General features: G+C 38.2%; 16 protein-coding genes and 1 riboswitch. Of the genes, 9 read left to right on the forward strand and 7 right to left on the reverse strand.

The genetic code is table 11. The annotated features are described in order from the left end of the window. Positions 1-3: 3 nt before the first annotated feature. From GYA49_02335 to GYA49_02360, 6 genes are read right to left on the reverse strand one after another with little or no spacing between them, the layout of a single operon-like run. Positions 4-1,158 carry a thiolase domain-containing protein gene (locus GYA49_02335; protein NMC35861.1) on the reverse strand — a complete coding sequence of 385 codons (1,155 nt, stop codon included), beginning with the start codon at positions 1,156-1,158 and terminating at the stop codon, positions 4-6. After that, positions 1,155-2,210 carry a hydroxymethylglutaryl-CoA synthase gene (locus tag GYA49_02340; GenBank protein ID NMC35862.1) on the reverse strand — a complete coding sequence of 352 codons (1,056 nt, stop codon included), beginning with the start codon at positions 2,208-2,210 and terminating at the stop codon, positions 1,155-1,157. The genes GYA49_02335 and GYA49_02340 overlap by 4 nt, the downstream gene beginning before the upstream one ends. Further along, positions 2,203-3,351, reverse strand: a complete 1,149-nt coding sequence (locus GYA49_02345; GenBank protein NMC35863.1) for a hydroxymethylglutaryl-CoA reductase — start codon at positions 3,349-3,351, stop codon at positions 2,203-2,205. The genes GYA49_02340 and GYA49_02345 overlap by 8 nt, the downstream gene beginning before the upstream one ends. Then, positions 3,348-3,725, reverse strand: a complete 378-nt coding sequence (locus GYA49_02350) for a hypothetical protein (protein ID NMC35864.1) — start codon at positions 3,723-3,725, stop codon at positions 3,348-3,350. Before GYA49_02350 ends, GYA49_02345 begins: the two co-directional genes overlap by 4 nt. Next, positions 3,676-4,242: an RNA polymerase sigma factor gene (locus GYA49_02355; GenBank protein ID NMC35865.1), complete on the reverse strand. Its 567-nt coding sequence runs from the start codon at positions 4,240-4,242 to the stop codon at positions 3,676-3,678. The genes GYA49_02350 and GYA49_02355 overlap by 50 nt, the downstream gene beginning before the upstream one ends. 1 nt (position 4,243) lies before the next feature. Further along, entirely contained in the window at positions 4,244-5,290 is a 1,047-nt protein-coding gene (locus GYA49_02360) for a hypothetical protein (GenBank protein NMC35866.1), read from the reverse strand. 63 nt (positions 5,291-5,353) lie between these two features. Between GYA49_02360 and GYA49_02365 the strand changes: the two genes are divergently transcribed. The 9 genes from GYA49_02365 (at position 5,354) to GYA49_02405 (ending at position 13,804) form a co-directional block, all read left to right on the forward strand. Next, positions 5,354-5,683 (forward strand): hypothetical protein, encoded by a 330-nt coding sequence (locus tag GYA49_02365; protein NMC35867.1) that lies wholly within the window; start codon positions 5,354-5,356, stop codon positions 5,681-5,683. A gap of 9 nt (positions 5,684-5,692) precedes the next feature. Continuing rightward, complete coding sequence (locus GYA49_02370; GenBank protein ID NMC35868.1) at positions 5,693-6,055, forward strand: hypothetical protein; 363 nt, start codon at positions 5,693-5,695, stop codon at positions 6,053-6,055. Positions 6,056-6,061: 6 nt separating this feature from the next. After that, a complete protein-coding gene (locus GYA49_02375; protein ID NMC35869.1) occupies positions 6,062-6,511 on the forward strand; it encodes a hypothetical protein in 450 nt (149 codons plus the stop codon). A gap of 5 nt (positions 6,512-6,516) precedes the next feature. Continuing rightward, positions 6,517-6,876: a hypothetical protein gene (locus tag GYA49_02380; GenBank protein ID NMC35870.1), complete on the forward strand. Its 360-nt coding sequence runs from the start codon at positions 6,517-6,519 to the stop codon at positions 6,874-6,876. Further along, entirely contained in the window at positions 6,873-7,334 is a 462-nt protein-coding gene (locus tag GYA49_02385; protein NMC35871.1) for a hypothetical protein, read from the forward strand. The genes GYA49_02380 and GYA49_02385 overlap by 4 nt, the downstream gene beginning before the upstream one ends. A gap of 154 nt (positions 7,335-7,488) precedes the next feature. After that, positions 7,489-7,881 carry a hypothetical protein gene (locus GYA49_02390; GenBank protein NMC35872.1) on the forward strand — a complete coding sequence of 131 codons (393 nt, stop codon included), beginning with the start codon at positions 7,489-7,491 and terminating at the stop codon, positions 7,879-7,881. Positions 7,882-7,968: 87 nt separating this feature from the next. Continuing rightward, a complete protein-coding gene (locus GYA49_02395; GenBank protein ID NMC35873.1) occupies positions 7,969-8,394 on the forward strand; it encodes a hypothetical protein in 426 nt (141 codons plus the stop codon). 202 nt (positions 8,395-8,596) lie between these two features. Continuing rightward, positions 8,597-11,842 (forward strand): hypothetical protein, encoded by a 3,246-nt coding sequence (locus GYA49_02400; GenBank protein NMC35874.1) that lies wholly within the window; start codon positions 8,597-8,599, stop codon positions 11,840-11,842. A gap of 60 nt (positions 11,843-11,902) precedes the next feature. After that, positions 11,903-13,804, forward strand: a complete 1,902-nt coding sequence (locus tag GYA49_02405; protein ID NMC35875.1) for a hypothetical protein — start codon at positions 11,903-11,905, stop codon at positions 13,802-13,804. A 66-nt stretch (positions 13,805-13,870) separates the two neighbouring features. On the opposite strand, the gene GYA49_02410 is transcribed toward GYA49_02405, so the two are convergent. Beyond that, the gene (locus GYA49_02410; protein NMC35876.1) at positions 13,871-16,825 is read right to left on the reverse strand and encodes a hypothetical protein; all 2,955 of its coding nucleotides are present in this window, start codon (positions 16,823-16,825) and stop codon (positions 13,871-13,873) included. 113 nt (positions 16,826-16,938) lie between these two features. Continuing rightward, positions 16,939-17,094: riboswitch (cobalamin riboswitch) on the forward strand. Positions 17,095-17,118: the final 24 nt, after the last annotated feature.

Consider the following 17,118-nt stretch of genomic DNA (forward strand, 5'->3'; position numbering starts at 1 on the left):
GTTTTAACGGATTAAAACATGGACCACAGCTGTGCCCCCTGTTCCTCCCACATTATGAGTAACTGCCACCAGGGCTTCATCAACTTGGCGTTGGCCAGCTACTTGACGCAGTTGAGTAGTAGCTTCTACGATTTGTTTTACACCAGTTGCTCCCAAGGGGTGGCCACAGGCTTTCAAGCCACCAGAAGTATTGATAGGTTGTTTTCCTCCTAACCAGGTTTCTTGCTTGGTGATATGGCCATACGCTTCGCCTTGTCTATAAAGCCCTAAATCTTCCATGGCTACAATTTCGGCAATGGTAAAACAATCATGAACTTCAACACAATTAATATCAGCAGCAGTAATACCAGCCTGGGCGTAGGCAGTTTTGGCAGCTTGTTTACTGGCTGATAAGCTGGTTAAACTTTGGCGGCTGGCCAGCGATAAGCTGTCTTGGGCTTGAGCTGAACCATTGATATAGACTCCATTTTTGAGCTGTTTTTTCTTAGCCCAGGAAGGAGCCGCCAAAAATACGGCTGCTGCCCCATCGCTAATAGGCGAACAGTCCAAAACTTTGAGCGGGTCAGCTACTTTTGAACTTTTAATCACTTGCTCTAAACTAATTTGATTTTGAAAATGAGCCTTTTGGTTTAAATAACCATGGTAGTGATTTTTGACGGCTACTTGAGCCAAATCAGCTTCGCTAGCCCCAAATTTGGCAATATAAGCCTGAGCTATCAAAGCATAAAGTCCTGGAAAATTAAGACCTGCTAAGTACTCATCTTGATCCGCCGCTGCCATGATGGCTTGGCTAATCTGCTCACTATCAGCATCCGTCATTTTCTCTACTCCTATTACTAAAGCATTGGCAATAGCTCCACTAGCAATGGCCTGAACAGCTTGGAAAACCGCCATTCCTCCCGAAGCACAAGCTCCTTCAACCCGAGTCACCGGAGCACTAATACCAAGCTCCTGAGCTAGCTGCGCTCCTAAATGTTTTTGCCCAAAGCCATTACCACCCAGCATGTTACCTATATACACAGCTTCAACTGAAGCAGTTGTAGCTCCAGCATCAGCCAAACACCCTATAGCTGCCTCATGCATCAGATCAGTTAAACTTTGATCCCACAGTTCCCCAAATTGCGTTTGGTAGGCTCCACAGACTGCGACTTTGTTCATAGATTTCTTTCTAGTATGCCCATTGCTTGTAAATACTGGTCATAACTTAGTTGCTTAGTTTGGTTAATTTGTTTTGTAAAAGCTTCTTGTTCCTGCTTGGTTCCATTTTTAAGAACGTTAAACCAGATGATATCTGAACCTGCTCCTGAACCATAGGAGGCCAGCAGAATGTTTTGGCCTTTTTTGGCAAAAGCTAATGTCCGGCACAGACCCAGTAGCGATGAGGCTGAATAAGGATTGCCAATATCTTTGACCGTAAAACCAGCCTCAAGCTGTTTGGAGTTGATTTTGAGTTTTTGGGCTAATTTCAGAGGAAATTTACCATTGGGCATATGAAAAACAATGTGATCAAAGTCGTCTAGTTTGGCTTTAGTTTTTTGCAAAAAATAAGCCAAGTTGCTTTCGATATGGTGGAAATAGCCTGGTTCACCACTAAAACGACCGGCATGTTGGGGAAAAATCTGCTCTGGACGGCGCCAAAAATCAGGCGTGTCAGTGGCATAAGAAGAGGTCGCTACCACTTTGGCTCGACCTGGTCGGCAGCCAATAATGAGGGCTACAGCGGCACTGGCAGCCGCGTATTCTAAAACGTCACTGGGTTGGCTTTGGGCTTTATCGCTGCCGATAATCAGGGCAGCTTTAATCATTTGAGCTTCGACTAAACCACTGCCAATTTGTAAACCACTGGTTCCAGCTTTGCAGGCAAATTCCAAGTCTGCACAAAAGTAATGAGGTGATAATCCTAACCAGGAAGCCACAATACTACCCGAAGGTTTGACCGCATAAGGATGGGATTCACTACCCATCAACACTGCTCCAATTTGATTTTTGGCATAATTTGAGCCAGCTAAAGCCCGACCAGCTGCCATGATAGCCATCGTAATGGCATCTTCATCCCAGTTTGCTATCGACTTTTGATAAAGTCCTAAAGAGCTACTAATACTAGCTCCATCTTCCTGATAAGTTTGAGCAATAGTATCGACTGTAATTCGGCCCGAAGGAATATAGCTGGCAATTGTATCTAGATAAACGTGTTGTAATTTCTTAATCATGTTTCCCTCTGCCTAAACTTTGGTGAGCACAAGCCAGTTGGTTACTAGCTAAAGCTGCAGTCAAAGATAATTCTCCTGCCAAAACCACAGCCCCAATAATTTCAGCCAAATATGAAGCACTACCTGTAAAAGGCTTATCAATTCCTAAAATAGTCAAGGCCTCCTGCTGAGTGGGCAAATGAGTTCCTCCACCCACGGTACCCACCATAAGACTGGGCAGGTAAACTGAAAAATAAAGCTTATCTCCATCTAGTTCCGCACTGGTTACACCCAGACTACCTTCAACTATATGAGCTAAATCCTGACCAGTTGCCAGATAGGTAGCCGCAACGATATTGGCAAAATGGCCGTTATAGCCTAAAGAGCCGTGCAGAGCCGAACCCAAAAGCTGTTTTGATTGCACAGTTTCCACTATGTTTTGTGGTGAGGTTTTTAAAACTGTTTCGACAATTTCTTTGGCAATAATAGTTTCAGCCCAGACTTTTTTGCCTCGACCTGATAAAAATGTTGACCAAGCTGGTTTTTTATCAACACAAGCATTGCCTGATAAAATTGTGGTCACTTCAAATTTTTTGCTGATAAAATCTAACATTGCCTGAGTGGCCATGGTAACCATATTCATACCCATAGCTTCGGCCGTATCAAAACTAAAACGCAGATACAGATGTTTGCCAGCCAGCTGGTATTGCCAGTTTTGTAAGGCAAGATGTGACTCGGTTTCATGAGCCAAGGTTTTCAGTTCTTCCCAATGCGTATCAATAAAAGCAATAATTTGTCTACCTTGAGCAATGTTGGTGAGTTTGAGGTGAGGACCTCTGGAAGCCCCCACATTTTCATGAAAACTGGTAATACCACCAGACAAACGAGTCGCTTTTAAACCTCGATTAATACTGGCAAGCAAAGCTCCTTCGGTAGTTGCCAAAGGAATATCCAGCTCTTTTTGCCCAAACTGATCTGAGTTTAAAAGGAGTGGACCAGCTATTCCCATCGGTACTTGAGCAATACCAATCATTTGCTCGCAGTTGCGATTTTGAGCTAAGTTTAAGTCAATAACTGCTCCGCCAATGTGGGGTAGTTTTTTTGATAACTTAGTTTCTAGACTAGCTCGTCTATCTTGAGGATTTATAGTAGTACGGTTCATTTACTTTTTTTGATCTTAATAACTTGCCATAGCCAAAATCCTAAATAGAGAAAGCTCAGAAAAGACAGGAGTAAAACCAGACTAATCGAGGCTTTAGTTAAAAAACCCCATTGCCCTGGCGGTGCATCAATGAGTCTGCGACCAAGCCAAATAGTTGCTAAACCACCAGCAAACACATAGGCTGGAAAACCAAAAATTAAAATAATTTGCGAAAAATCCTGTTCCCGAAACATAGCTCGCACCGTCTGGAACGGATGTGTAACTAGTCCCAACCAGTTGCGGACAAAAAGATAGCCTTCTTTAATAGAAAGTAAAATGGAGTATTTAACTATCCTGGTCGAAGTAGCTTGACTGGTAAAGATAAGCTTTAGCAAAGGCTAAACGGGCTCGAGACAATCTCGATTCTGCAGCTTTATAACTGATCTGTAGCTGGGCAGCAATAGCATGCACGCTCAAACCTTCCATATATCTTAGTCGTAAAATCTTAGCATTTCCTTCGCTCAGTTTTTTAAAGGTGGCAAAAATCTTAAGTTTTGCCTCTTTTTCTTCTAAAGCCAGTTGTGGTCCCAAAGCTTTATCAACAATTTGCTCTAAAAATGGGAATTTGGAAAACAGCAAAGTTTTAATCTTTTTACGCCGGTAGTAATCAACCAACTCGTGATGGGCAATAGCTCTGACCCAGGTTTTGAAACTGCTTTGACCTTTATAGGTAGGCAAGCTATCAAAAACAGCTAAGATAGTATCTTGAATTATTTCTTCTCTATCTCGGCTGTTGCTGATTTTATGATCAAAATACGTAGCTAAATACGGTTTTAATTTTCGGTAAAATTGCAGCACAGAGCGTGGTTTTTCCAAAATGACATTGGTAAGTTGCTGCTCATTAAATTCCATATTATTTATTTCTACTTAGCATAAATTCTAACAAATTTTTCAGCGTATCCTGATGCTTTTTATTATCTGTGAGTTCTGGGATGAGTTTCAACCCTTCTTCAAAATAGTCTTGAGCTTGAGACTGAGCCGCTTCTACTACTTTATATGTTCGCATGAATTGTTTAATAGTAGCAATATTTTGGTCGTTACGAACTTTTTTTGCAAATAATCTTTCAAAAGTTTTTTTATCAGCCTCTTTAAGTTTTTGGTATAAAATTTCAATAAGAACCGTCCACTTAGCTTCTCTAATATCACCACTATTAGTTTTACCAGTTTGGCTTTCATCACCAAAACTACCAATAATATCATCCTGGATTTGGAAAATCCGACCTAAGCATTGACCATATTGCTCTAATGTTGCCAGCCACTTTTTGTCTTGTTGTCCCGCTAGTATTGCCCCCAACATCAGCGGTAAAACTCCCGAATAGCTGACCGTTTTAAAATCATGGATATATTGGGCCGAGCTTTGCTTGGCAGCAAGTGATATATATGGTGTACTCATATCCCAACCTTGCCCCCAACCGACTTCTACAGCCTTTTTGAAAAAATAGTTTAAAGCTTTGATTTTTACATCTGGTTCAAAATTGGTGTGTTCTAAAGCTAAGGGAGCTAAGTAAAAACCAATGTTGGCCGTATTAAAAGCCATGCTATAACCATAATGCAAAGGTTTATCTTGGGCCCACTGTATATGAATAGTCGGCTGACCACGTCTTACCTCATCATTATCATAAACATCATCAGCAATCAGTCCTGCGGTCTGGAGTAGCTCCACCATCATCGAAGCTTTATAGATACAAGCTTGACGTTTACCTCCTGATAAATGATACGCTAAAACAACTAATGCTCCTCGAAACTGCTTGCCTTTAGGATAAAGCTCTACAAATTTTTCTAAAATTTGCTCTGGAATAACTCCTGTTTGTTTAGCTTGTTTTTGCCAAGAGCTAAAAAAATTTTGCCAATATGGTTTAACTTTACTTTGATAGTCTTGCAGAAAATCTTCAATTTGCATATGCTGATTGTATCAGGCCTGGTATAATTGGTATAGTAAAATTGTTTAAAATAACTTTATTATATGTTTCAAGTAAATATCGGTGAAAAGTTTATTTTAGGTGAAGGAGGGGTAGGCATAGGAACCAGCAATAGTGGCTATGACACCCTGGGTATAGTGATATCAAATTTAGTTCCTAATATTTTAGTTATTGCTAATATTATTTTGTTTTTCTTTATTTTATTTGGTGGATTTACTATCATTACAAATGCCGGCAATCCTGACAAGCAAGCTGAAGGAACCAAAACATTAACTTGGGCTTTTGTTGGTTTTTTGATTATTTTTGGAGCTTATTGGATTATGCAAATTCTTAAAATCATTACTGGCTTTGATTTACTTAATAGCCAATTGTAAAATATACGTATGTTACTTTCACCATTAATCGGTCAATTTACTCCGCCTCCTCAATTTAAAGGACTTTTAAACCCGAATGGATACGCAGCTGATCCAAGTGGTTTGATCATGCTTATTAGTAATTTGGTTAAATTTTTTATCATTCTGGGTGGTTTAGCTGCATTTGTCAATTTTCTATTGGCTGGTTTTCAATATATTACCCAAGGAGACAAACCGGATGAACTTTCCCGAATTCATACTAAAATGTATATGTCGATTATTGGCTTAGTAGTCATGGTAAGCGCAGTAGTATTAACTGGAATTATCAGCTTTATTTTATATGGCGATCCAAGTTTTATTTTAAACCCACAGGTATATGGACCAAATCCATAAAAAGGTATGAAATATCTAAAACAAATTTCAATATTTTTTGTTTTACCAATACTATTATTTTTATTGAGCACAACTGCTTTAGCTCAGTACGCCACTCCTTTAAATCCTGGCAAGGGTCTTGATGGTGGCATTGGTCCTTATAATGTCCCCATTGGTTCGGGTGATATAGCTTATCTATCAAAATTGGAGTCAATTTTTTCCATAGTAGTCAGTTTTATGACTATTTTGACTGGCTTATTTTTTATTATTCATTTTGTAATTGGTGGGTTTACCTGGTCTACAGCTGGTGGAGATAGTCAAAAAGTAGAAACAGCTAAAACTAAAATGACTAATGCTGCTATTGGGTTGATTATTGTAATTGCCTCTTATTCGATTATTTATATTATTGGCAAAGTACTTGGTTTGGATATACTTAATGTTGGCAGTTTGATTTATACATATTTACGTCCTAGTTAATATTTATGGCTTTTTTGCAATTTATCCAGATTCCTGGTCTTTCAGGTATTAAAAATAGCGTTATCAATTCCAGTGAAGGAACGTATAGCGGAGTTGATAATTCAAGTCCTTTAGCTGCCCTGATTGCTAGATTGTGGTTAGTAGCTGTTATCCTAGGCTCACTGGCTGTAATATTATTTCTAGTCATGGGAGCCATAGATTGGATTTCGAGCGATGGAGATCCTGAAAAAATTAAAAAGGCTCGTAATAAAATCGTTGATGCTGTTGTTGGTTTGGGAATATTAGTAGCTTCGTTTGCTATTGTGAAATTTTTAGAATGGATATTTGGATTTGATATATTAAATATTTCTTGGCCAACTCCATGAAAATTAAAACCCTAATCATTTCATGTATTGCTGCTTTTTTTGCCTTTCTTTTTCAAAGTGAGCTGGTTTTTGCTCAGGTAAACACCGATATTGGTTCAGCTGTATCCCAACATGGATTTTTTAAAGATAATATCGGTACTTTTATTACACAAATCATTAATACTGGTCTTATTTTAGGTGCTATTCTTTGTCTGTTTTATCTTATTATTGGAGCTATTGAATGGATTACCTCTGAAGGTGATCAAAATAAAAATGAATCAGCTCGAAAAAGAATTACTGCTGCAGTAGTCGGTTTAGGGGTTATGGCTTGTATTTATGCCTTATGGGTCTTAGTATTGTATTTCTTTGGTATTGATAAGATTTCTAATTTTAATATTGGCAGTAATCTAAAACACAATTTTTCAAATGTAAGTTCACTATTGAATCATGATGGGATTAGTTATCCTGGTTCTTGCTAATCTCTGATAACTTTTAGGAGTTAGTGTGAATAAATATCTCTCTTGACTTAGCAAAATCTTAAAGTCATAGTATAATAATAGTAAGATAGAATATAAAAAGTATTATTAATATTTTAATAAATAATTTACAATTCTTTTGAAAGGCGGTGACAGTATGAAACAAGTTACACAAAAAATCATTCAAGCAGCATTGACAGCTGGTGCTGTTATTTTCACTACTGTCAGCCCAATACTGGCTCAGGGGAACATAACCATCGAGGAGCCCACTGGTGGAGTTAAAGATTTTGGAAAACTCTTATCTGCTGGTATTCAAACTGCTATTATTCTTGCAGCCATTCTAACCTTTGCTTTCTTGATTTGGGGAGGTATTCAATGGATTACATCCGGAGGCGATAAAGCTGCTTATGAAGCTGCAAGAGGTCGAATTACTGCAGCTTTAGTAGGGCTTGCTATTGTAGCCGCAGCTTGGGCTGTTATGAAACTAGTTGGTTATTTCTTTGGAGTTAACGTTTTTGATTTTGAAATTCCAACTGCATCAGGAAGTTAGTTTATTCTAAATGCATAAATTTAAAAACCCGGCTTTGCCGGGTTTTTTGTTGCGTTAATATAACTATCATGAGAAAATAGTGAATATATGAAATTGAGCAAAACTCTACTAGCTTCTCCTTTTTTTATTACTTACTTTTTACTGTTCACTGCTAGTGAGGCTTTTGCTCAATCTAATTGGTATAGCTCCCAAGATGGTAGTAAACCAGCTACCTTTAAAGATTTAGAAATTGTCTTTAGTAATATTTTAGGTTTATTTATTCCTTTGGCTGGAGCCGCTGTTTTTATTATGATCATTATTGGTGGATTTACCTATATGACTTCTGGCGGCAATCCCGAAGCAAATGCTAAAGCAGGAACCACTTTAACCTGGGCAGTAGTCGGACTTTTATTTCTTTTAGGTGGTTGGTTTATCCTCCGTTTTATTAGCAACTTTACTGGTGTTGATGTGACTATCTTTACTATTCCTGCTCCCGCTTCAACCCCTAATCCTTATAGTCAGATGGGTTTTTAGTTTTTTATCTTAGATACTTCCCTCTACTCTAAGCTTTCTCTCTTGTTATAATGTAGATATGTTACCTTTCCACAAATTACTGGTATTTAACCCATGCCTACACCCTAGTCGGAAACTTCTTGTAATCCTTTTTTTTATTGCAATTTTATTAACTTATCTACAAATCATTTATCCTCAATTAGCAAGAGCTATTGATCCAAATGTGGATTTTTTCAACACACATGAATTTACTCAAGTTACTAATGCATCTTTATCACTCTATGATCACCCAGGGACAAGCGAAGGTCATCCCCTAGACAGTCAGGCTCCTCAACTTACAGGTCTTCTTGAAGGAAATACTTCCCCATCAGTTACTTCTGTATACCAAACTACTCCTATTACTGGAGTTGACTATGACAGTTCCTGGGCTAATAATCGTCTTCCAGGGGTTGGAGCTACAGTAGCTGGTTTTAGTAGTCAAAGCGGACAATCGGTTCAAGTGCCACCATCAGGCTACGATATTGGTGAGGGACGAACTGCTACTATTCTTTATTATGATAATAATAGTGTAACTATTAATTACGGCAATGTTGGAGAGTTCCAGACAGGATATACTATTCATATTTCTGGAATCCAAGCTAATTCAGAATTATTGGCTTCATATCAACAAGCTGTAGCTGAGGGGAAATTACTTGCAGTATCTGCTTTTCAAGAGCTAGGAACTGCTCTAAGCTCAGAAGTGCTAGTTGCAATTAGAGACACTGGAGCTCTAATGGATCCTCGTTGGCTTGGGGATTGGTGGCAGTACGTTTATGATCCACTTGATCCATTAAATCCAAAACTTCTTGACCCAACAAAGCCTCCTTTACCAAAATTAGACAATCAATGTACTGTAGGTGATTCTTTACCACCTGATGGCATACTGCGCCCAAATCCTTGTCAAAACTGTACATTATTAGTACCAGATCCTACTAACTCTTGCGCTACTCAACCAGTTTTACAAAAAACAGGTACCTGGGGCTGTGGTGAACAGGCTTATCGTTGCGAAGGCGAAAATGATGAAGGTGGACTTGATCATGATGGTGATTATGTTTTTCTTAAAGATTGGGCAGCAGTGTTTAAAATTAATACTAAAAATACTACGAAGGTTCCTTTTGCTGGTTATCGTAATATCGAAAAAAAAGATGAAAGATCGACTAATCTTAACAATTATTTACGTGATTATTTTGAAGGCACATTACTTTATGATCGAATTGATGAAAAAAATCCAATCAGTTTTTCAAATGCTGAGGATATACGAAATTTAAATCTAGAAGCTGGTGTTTTTAGAAAATTAGCTCCTACCTATGTTCAGGACGAACTAAGAAAAGCTATGATTAAAAAGAGATATAACTATGAAATTACTAACTGCCAGCAAGGTCCAAATAAAGATACTTGTGCGGATGGAAAAAGCACTAGATATTACAAAACAATGAATGAATGGCTGGCTAAAGCAAAACCTTGGCCAGATGGATATTATCCACCAACTTCACCAGATTACCAAGAATGCAATACTATTACTGAGTATTGGGCTGTTTTTAATTGTGTTAATCAGGCTGATCAAACATACGCTAATGCATATAAAAATTGGTCTGATACTCCTTGGGGTTTACTTTGGTCTTATATTCCTCTTTTTACAAGAGAAGACGCTCCAGGCTCAGTTACTTTGACTATTGAACATAAACCAGGGGAACTAGAAACTGCCGGGGTTGGATCAAATAAAGGAAAGTATGCTGCTGAATTCCCTATGGCTTTCCCTCATTTAGCTGGCTTATATGAAGCTTCTCTTAACTTAAATAAATTACTATTACCAACTATGTTGCAAGATAAGATAGCTAGTAATAACAGCTCCTCTTCTTTGGTTAGTAAACCTAGCCAAAATATACTTCTAGCTCAGGCCCAAACTTTGGATGACACTATTGGATCAGAGATGTATTTAGCACAAGCTAGTTCAGATAATACTACTGAACCTGTACCAGAAACCTGGTACCAAACTTCAACTGGTTTGCGACCCAATGAAGATGGTACTACTAGTTGGTTTTTTGATCTAACTAAAAATAATAATTTTGCTGATGAAGGTAGTTATGATATGGTCCATATGGAGTTTTTTGTTTATGTTAATGGTGAACAAGTAGCAGCGTATCATGATAGTCCTAGTGTCGAACAAGGGCTTCATTACTCTGAACATATTCCAGATTCTATACAGTTGACACCTGGCGAACAACTCGAAGTTTCTGTTTTTATTAACAATGGAGCTCAAGCTATCAATGCTATTAAAGAAGATATAGTAGGCAAAACTTTTATTTCAAATTGTACTGTCCAGACTGATGGCAGTATTGCTTGTGACGGGGTATTGATGAAAATACCAGAACCTCAACAAACCAATTGTCGTAAAAATGGTTCGAGTATAGATAAAAATTGTTCTGGAAATGATCCGATTTCTGATTATAATCCAAACGATGAAGTTTGCTGTAATGCTACTGCCAAAGCTACTATAGAAGATTATAAAATTTTTGTGAGTGAAGGTACTTACAAAGGTGCTTGTGTATGCCCAGCTAGCAACCCGGATTGTGACCTAGATGGAGGAGGTTCAGAATTAATGACTCGACAAGTTGAAGTTAGGCTAAAAATTCCTTATTTAGAAAAAATCTATGCTTTAACAACAGGCTCTGAAGCAGGGGTTTTTAATATCTTCCGACCTCAAAATTTTTCAGAATATCCAGACAATGATGCTTTATCTGGTATTACCTATGAGCTTGTATCAGGAGATGGAGTTAGTATTGTTCCTGATAGCGGCAATCTTTATTACCCTTATTTAGGTGGAATCCAGGAAACCAAAAAGTGTCTATCTGAACAGTTTTTGGTTCCTAGAGAACTCCAAAATGGGCAGGAGCAGTGTGGTTTTTGGTCATGGAATCGATATTTAGGAAGTACATCAGCCTTAGATTTATTGACCAAAGGCTGCACGTCTATGGAAGGCACAATTGATTATCGAAATTCTACTGGTTTTAATAAAGAATCTATAAGAGCTAATGGTTTGACTAGAATTAATGCTAATGGCTATTGGAGTTCTGATGAATTTACTAAGAATTTTGATATGGTTTACGATTCTGCGATAGCAGCTGGCTGGAATCCTGCGTTCGTAGTTGCTCTATGGATCGAGGAATCAGGAGGTTCAGCAGTTACTGCTTGGGATTTAGGATGCAAATATGGCAAAACTAGTACTGGTAGCATGTTAATGCCTAAAAATAATATTGCCCTACAGCTTGAATGTTTATTTGAAAAAGACTATGCTACTTTGCCTTGGGAAGAATTTGCACTCACTTATGCCGAAGGTGCCAGAGAAGGTCGGCAGGATCCGGACAAATTTTGTAATAATCCTAATTTTCCAGGAGGGATTATCAGCGTCTATGAAGCACTAGTTAAATAGTAGTTCTGGTTGTTTGTAAGCATTGGCTGTTGTATCATATATCTAACCTTGTAAGCTTATATGTCTTTATCTTTCTCAGAAAAAATACTATCTTTATTTTTTTCTATTATTGTCGGTATAGGATTATTAGTTTCTGTTGCTCCTGCTATAGCAAGAGCTCAAGAAGGACAAGCTTGTAGTGATACCAGTCCTTGTCCTAGTGGTTATGAATGTGCTGGAGATAATACTTGCACATATGAAGGTAATCCTTACAAGGATATGTCTCACATGGAACATACTGGAGCTCCTTGTACTCCAAACTCTGACGGGACAACAGGAACCAGTTGTCCTACTGGATATTACTGTGCATTAGTTGATGGGGAAGGTAAATGTGAAAGTAGTTATTACGCCTCTTATGATCAAGAAACTGCTGCTTCTTTACAAAATAATGCTGCTTCCCAATGGAACAACTATTGGCTTGATCAGAATAAATTAAGTTATGACACAGAAGCTTTTGGGAGTACAAGCATAGGTGATTCCCAATTTGCAAGACGACAATACAGACTAACTATCAATGCAATTACATCAGAAATTGTTGGGCCAGAACCTGAAGTAACATTAGCTTTTGGTTTACCAGAGGATTCTGGAGCTATTGGAGCTTTTACAAAAGGTGTTACTTTTATGGCTTCTAAACCGCCAGTCAAAACTAGTGCCTATTTAGCTGATCTGGGCAGACAAATGAATTTAGTCACTCCAGCTTATGCTCAGGGTACTGGTTTTCAGGCTTTAGAACCAGTGTTGGAATTATGGAAGGCTTTTCGTAATATCTCTTACGTGGGGTTTGTTCTCATATTTGTAGTTATTGGGTTTATGATTATGTTTAGAGCTAAAATTGGTCAACAAGCAGCGCTCACTATTCAACAAGCTCTACCCCAAATTGTCATTACCTTGCTTTTAGTTACATTTTCATATGCTATTGCTGCTTTTATGATTGATTTAATTTTCTTTCTGATTTACTTAGCAGTGGGAGCTTTTGAAGCTTTTGGGATTTTAAATGCACCTAGTTCATCAAACTATGTTAATGTTGTTGAAAATATCTTTTTTGAGAAAAACATTTTGACTATTGCACTTCAAGACTTACTATCTTGGGGGACTGATCAAGCTGCAGGAAGTGCCTCATATGCTTTAGGAGACATGATCCAACAAGCTTTTCCAGGTATTATTGGTTCAGGCCTAGCTTTCATTAGTGCTCCCTTAGGCTATCTTATAATAGCAGTAGCAATTTTAATTGCTGTTTTTAAGCTTTTCTTCCAGTTACTTATGGCCTACATTGGTTTGGTATTTAGTGTTATTTTTGCTCCTATGATCTTACTCTTCAATGCTATTCCTGGTAGTGATAGTTTTGGTAAATGGATTAAAGGTTTGCTAGCTAATGCTTTAGTTTTCCCAGTTACTGCCGTAATGATTCTGATAGCTGGAGCATTGACTAATAGTCAAAAATTTGGAATTGCTGACGATATTGGCTATCAATTTAGTGGTACTACTAAAGTCTTAGGAGTACCTTTTATTAGTGGTGGTTTTGACACTAATGCTATCCAAGCTCTCATTGGTATTGGGGTCTTGATGATGCTACCTAAAGTAGTTGAGCTAGTCCAAAAATCCCTTGGTGTTGAGGGTGGTTTGGCTGGCATGATGGGTTCTATTGCCGAACCTTTGTCTGGAGGAGCTGGCCGAGTCTTTGGAACTGCTGGTATGCTAGGTGGAGCTGGGTATCGAGCTGCTACTACTGGCAGCGAAATCGGTAGAGCAGAAGCCATGTATGGACCAAATGTTTATGAAAGAGGTTTAAGTAATACACTTAGACATATGCTGGGAATGGGTATGAAAGTTAAACCTGGATTTGTAAATCAACGATGGAATTCGGGAAGTGGTACTACAGATACCGGAAATGGAACAGGTACGAGAACAGGAACTACTAGTTAATCTTTCTAGATTTCAAACAAACACATTCTATACTTTATATTTTTATATCCTTGAATTTTAAGTATTTTATTTATCTGCAGGTTTATTAAGTACTGAAACTTTAAACCATTTACGCAAGAAGTCAATCAGACCAAGTCCCAATTCAAAATTTCCTTCAAATCTGATATGTCGCAAGTATTTTCCTTCATTCGGCAACATGCCAATATCATTATTGTCCAAGATTTTATCTATCAAAGGTAGGACTCTTTGTTCAAATTCTTCAGCATTAGCTACCATACCGTCTTTTTCAAAAGCTTTAGCCATGGTCTCAAAATAACGACCACCCACCACCCGAGCCCCGTGATATTGCCTACCAGGACAATAGCCTCTGTCTCCATTTTCATCCACATAATTCTTGGGGATATATTTAATCTTCCTAATTGGAGTATTGCTTGGACCAATAATAAGGTTTCCATCTTTATTGTCATTAACTCTAACTTCTCGATATCCATAACGTTTTTGCAAAACCTCCCACCGTTTTTTAGCAGCTTCAAGCGCCTGCTCTTCGCTTAAATTAGGGTCTCTTTCTCTATTTATCTCTACAAGTTCTTTAAGAAAATCTTCTTTACTATAATGTTGTTCGACAAAATTCCCACCTTCTCTTTTCAAATCTGCCACCCAACATTCTGTTCGTATTCCCATCTGGTAGGCTTGAGCAATCATTTCTTCTTGAGCAAATTCTTCCATCCATTTATTGTTTCTAAAACCCATTACCCCTTTAGCTTTCAGCTCTCCTGTAGCTTGACTGGTTTTTTTGGCTGCATTTTCAATAACAGCCAGTTTGAGATCTTTCTCACTTTCAATCTTTCCGGTTAAACCCTCATTATCCATAACTTGGTTATGATAGCCATTAACTACCTCGTATGAATCATTTGCTGCTGCTGTGTAACTAGCATGAGATTCTAGGACTTTGTGTTGAAGGGACTCATTCCAGGCTAAAGAATCAAAAAATAGCAGATGTCTTTGCTGCAATTGTTTTATCTGCCTTAAACCTTCAAAGCCTTTGGTTCTATTGGCATCAAATACTACTGTTTCTTCAATTCGTTGTAACTTGGCAAAAGCTGGGCCAAAGTCAATATGGGCTATAGCGTCTTTTTCATCCTGCGTCCAGGATTCAAAACCAGCAATTACTTCCTGAAGTGATTTAAAATCTGCACGTTGGACAAAATTGCTTTCATTACCTTTTACTATTACTTTTCCATGCTCATCTTTCTTTGTTCTGCGAAGAATTAACCACTTATCTGCTAATTCTTCCCAGTTATCTTCACTAAAATCTAAACTAGTTCCATTTCCTCGCCATTGAGTTGATTCACCTTTTACTCCTGATTTGCCATCTTTCCCCATTCCAAAAGCAATCAAACTTTCTATTTCTTCTAAGTGGGGCATAATACCTTGGCGGGTTAATTTTTGTAGAAGCACTTCTTTTGCACTTGGTTTACCCCGTCTCGCAGCTTCTTTATCAGCTGCCTTATATGCTTCTGTTTCCCAGTTAATATAAGTCATCTCAGGCAACATCATCGCTCCGGAAGCTCCTTCGCTAGACATTGGTCCCCAACCAATCAATCTTTGCACTCGACGTAGCATCTCTGGCGAATTCTTATAAACCCGTTCAAATCCCGCTGGAATCACACCTTTTCTAGAAGCTGAATAGGTCTCTCGAGCTCCCATTAAGGGATCGTGTCGATAGTTTTCAAACTGGATATTCCATAAATTCCAAGCAGATTCATATACTCCCCAAAGTGCCCCTGTCATTAATCCTCTTAGGTCCTGGCGTTTTTCAGGCGCCAACTCTTTAACTGAAATTCTTTTACCAAAACCAAAGTCGTACAAATTGGTATCAATGATAACCGCATCCTTAGGTAGACCTTCTCCTTGATCATTTACTAATCGATGTTCAAACAAATCGTCAAAAATTGCTGCTCTGACTTTATTGTAACCGATATCCTTAGGATGACCATTTTCATCAAGCAGTGAACCTTTCCAATTTTCACCCGGACTTTCAGTCAAGATCCTATAGGCTGTGTCCGGGTCATCAAGTAAATCTTTATAGTGGTCAATTCTGATAGTGCCTCGATATGTTTGTTCCCGACCATTCCTATCTACAGCTGTAACCTCTACCTCAGGTGCTATCTCATGCAAACCTTCAAAAAGCTTAATGCCAGGATTACCTAAAATTGAAGACATCGCTTTGATATCTTTTTGGGTCATTGCTTGTCCAGCTTTTCGGATAAAATCACCTGCCAACCACATTGAGCCCTGTTCTGAGCTCAGTTGGTTGGAGCTTAGGATCATCTGTAAGGCTTGATGCTCGATATGAGAACCTGATTTTAAAACTTCCAGATGTAGCAGGGATAAAACTTGCCCAATTCGTTTTTGTTGTTTTGTCGGATCTATAGTTCCATCTGGATTCCTAGGATTGGGCAAATAATCACTTAATGCTTTATCAAGTTCATCGTATTTTTCTTGTAGTTCACCTGTGACAGCTTTTAGTTGGTCAAGTCGCATTTTTTTCCACAAATCAGTCTGAAACCCTCCCATACCATTCTCCCCATTACCTAGTTCAATTAATTTTTGAAGCTGTTCTAAACTTTGCGCTTGTCGCATTTGCTCTGTTTCTTCTTCGCTAAGATTGATTGTTCCTTCTTCTCGTTCCAACTCTGTAAGTCTTTTTTCAATTGCTCGAATAGCTGGTTTATTTTCTACTCCTTCTACATTGATTAGTTTTAAATTGAGAGCAACTGCTAATTGAAAAATGATTAAACGACGACGTAATTCTTTTTGTGGAGTGTGTTCTTGAACTAAAAACTGATAATACATATCAGCTTGCATTTGTTCATCTCTGTTTAAAATAGTATTTTCTTCTTCTTGTTGATTTTGGCGTAGTTCATTTTGGGGATTACGTTCCTGGTCCTGATCACGACGTGGACGCCGTTCTCGTCTGTTTCTTCTTTGGTTGCGTTCATTTTCTGGATCTGAAGGCATATATGATTAGTAGTTTTTTATTAGCTGTATTATACCAAATTTTATAGGATAATTTAAATCTCTTGACACCATAAAGTGTTTGCGTTATTGTGGTTCTATTCTATCTTATCAAAGGCATTCTGAGAAGTTAGAATTTTTAAAAATAAAACAGGTGAATGAGGTAAAAATCCTCAGCTGTGCCGCAACCGTGAAAATCCCTTTTGTTTGATTAAAAATCAAAGCATTATTAGGGAGGCAGCCGGAACCCTGTTATCTGAGGCTCCATTTTACAGGCGAGCTACCTGTAGAAGCCG

The sequence above is a fragment of the Candidatus Beckwithbacteria bacterium genome (genome assembly GCA_012797845.1).
GTDB lineage: Bacteria > Patescibacteriota > Microgenomatia > UBA1400 > UBA1449 > JAAZOH01.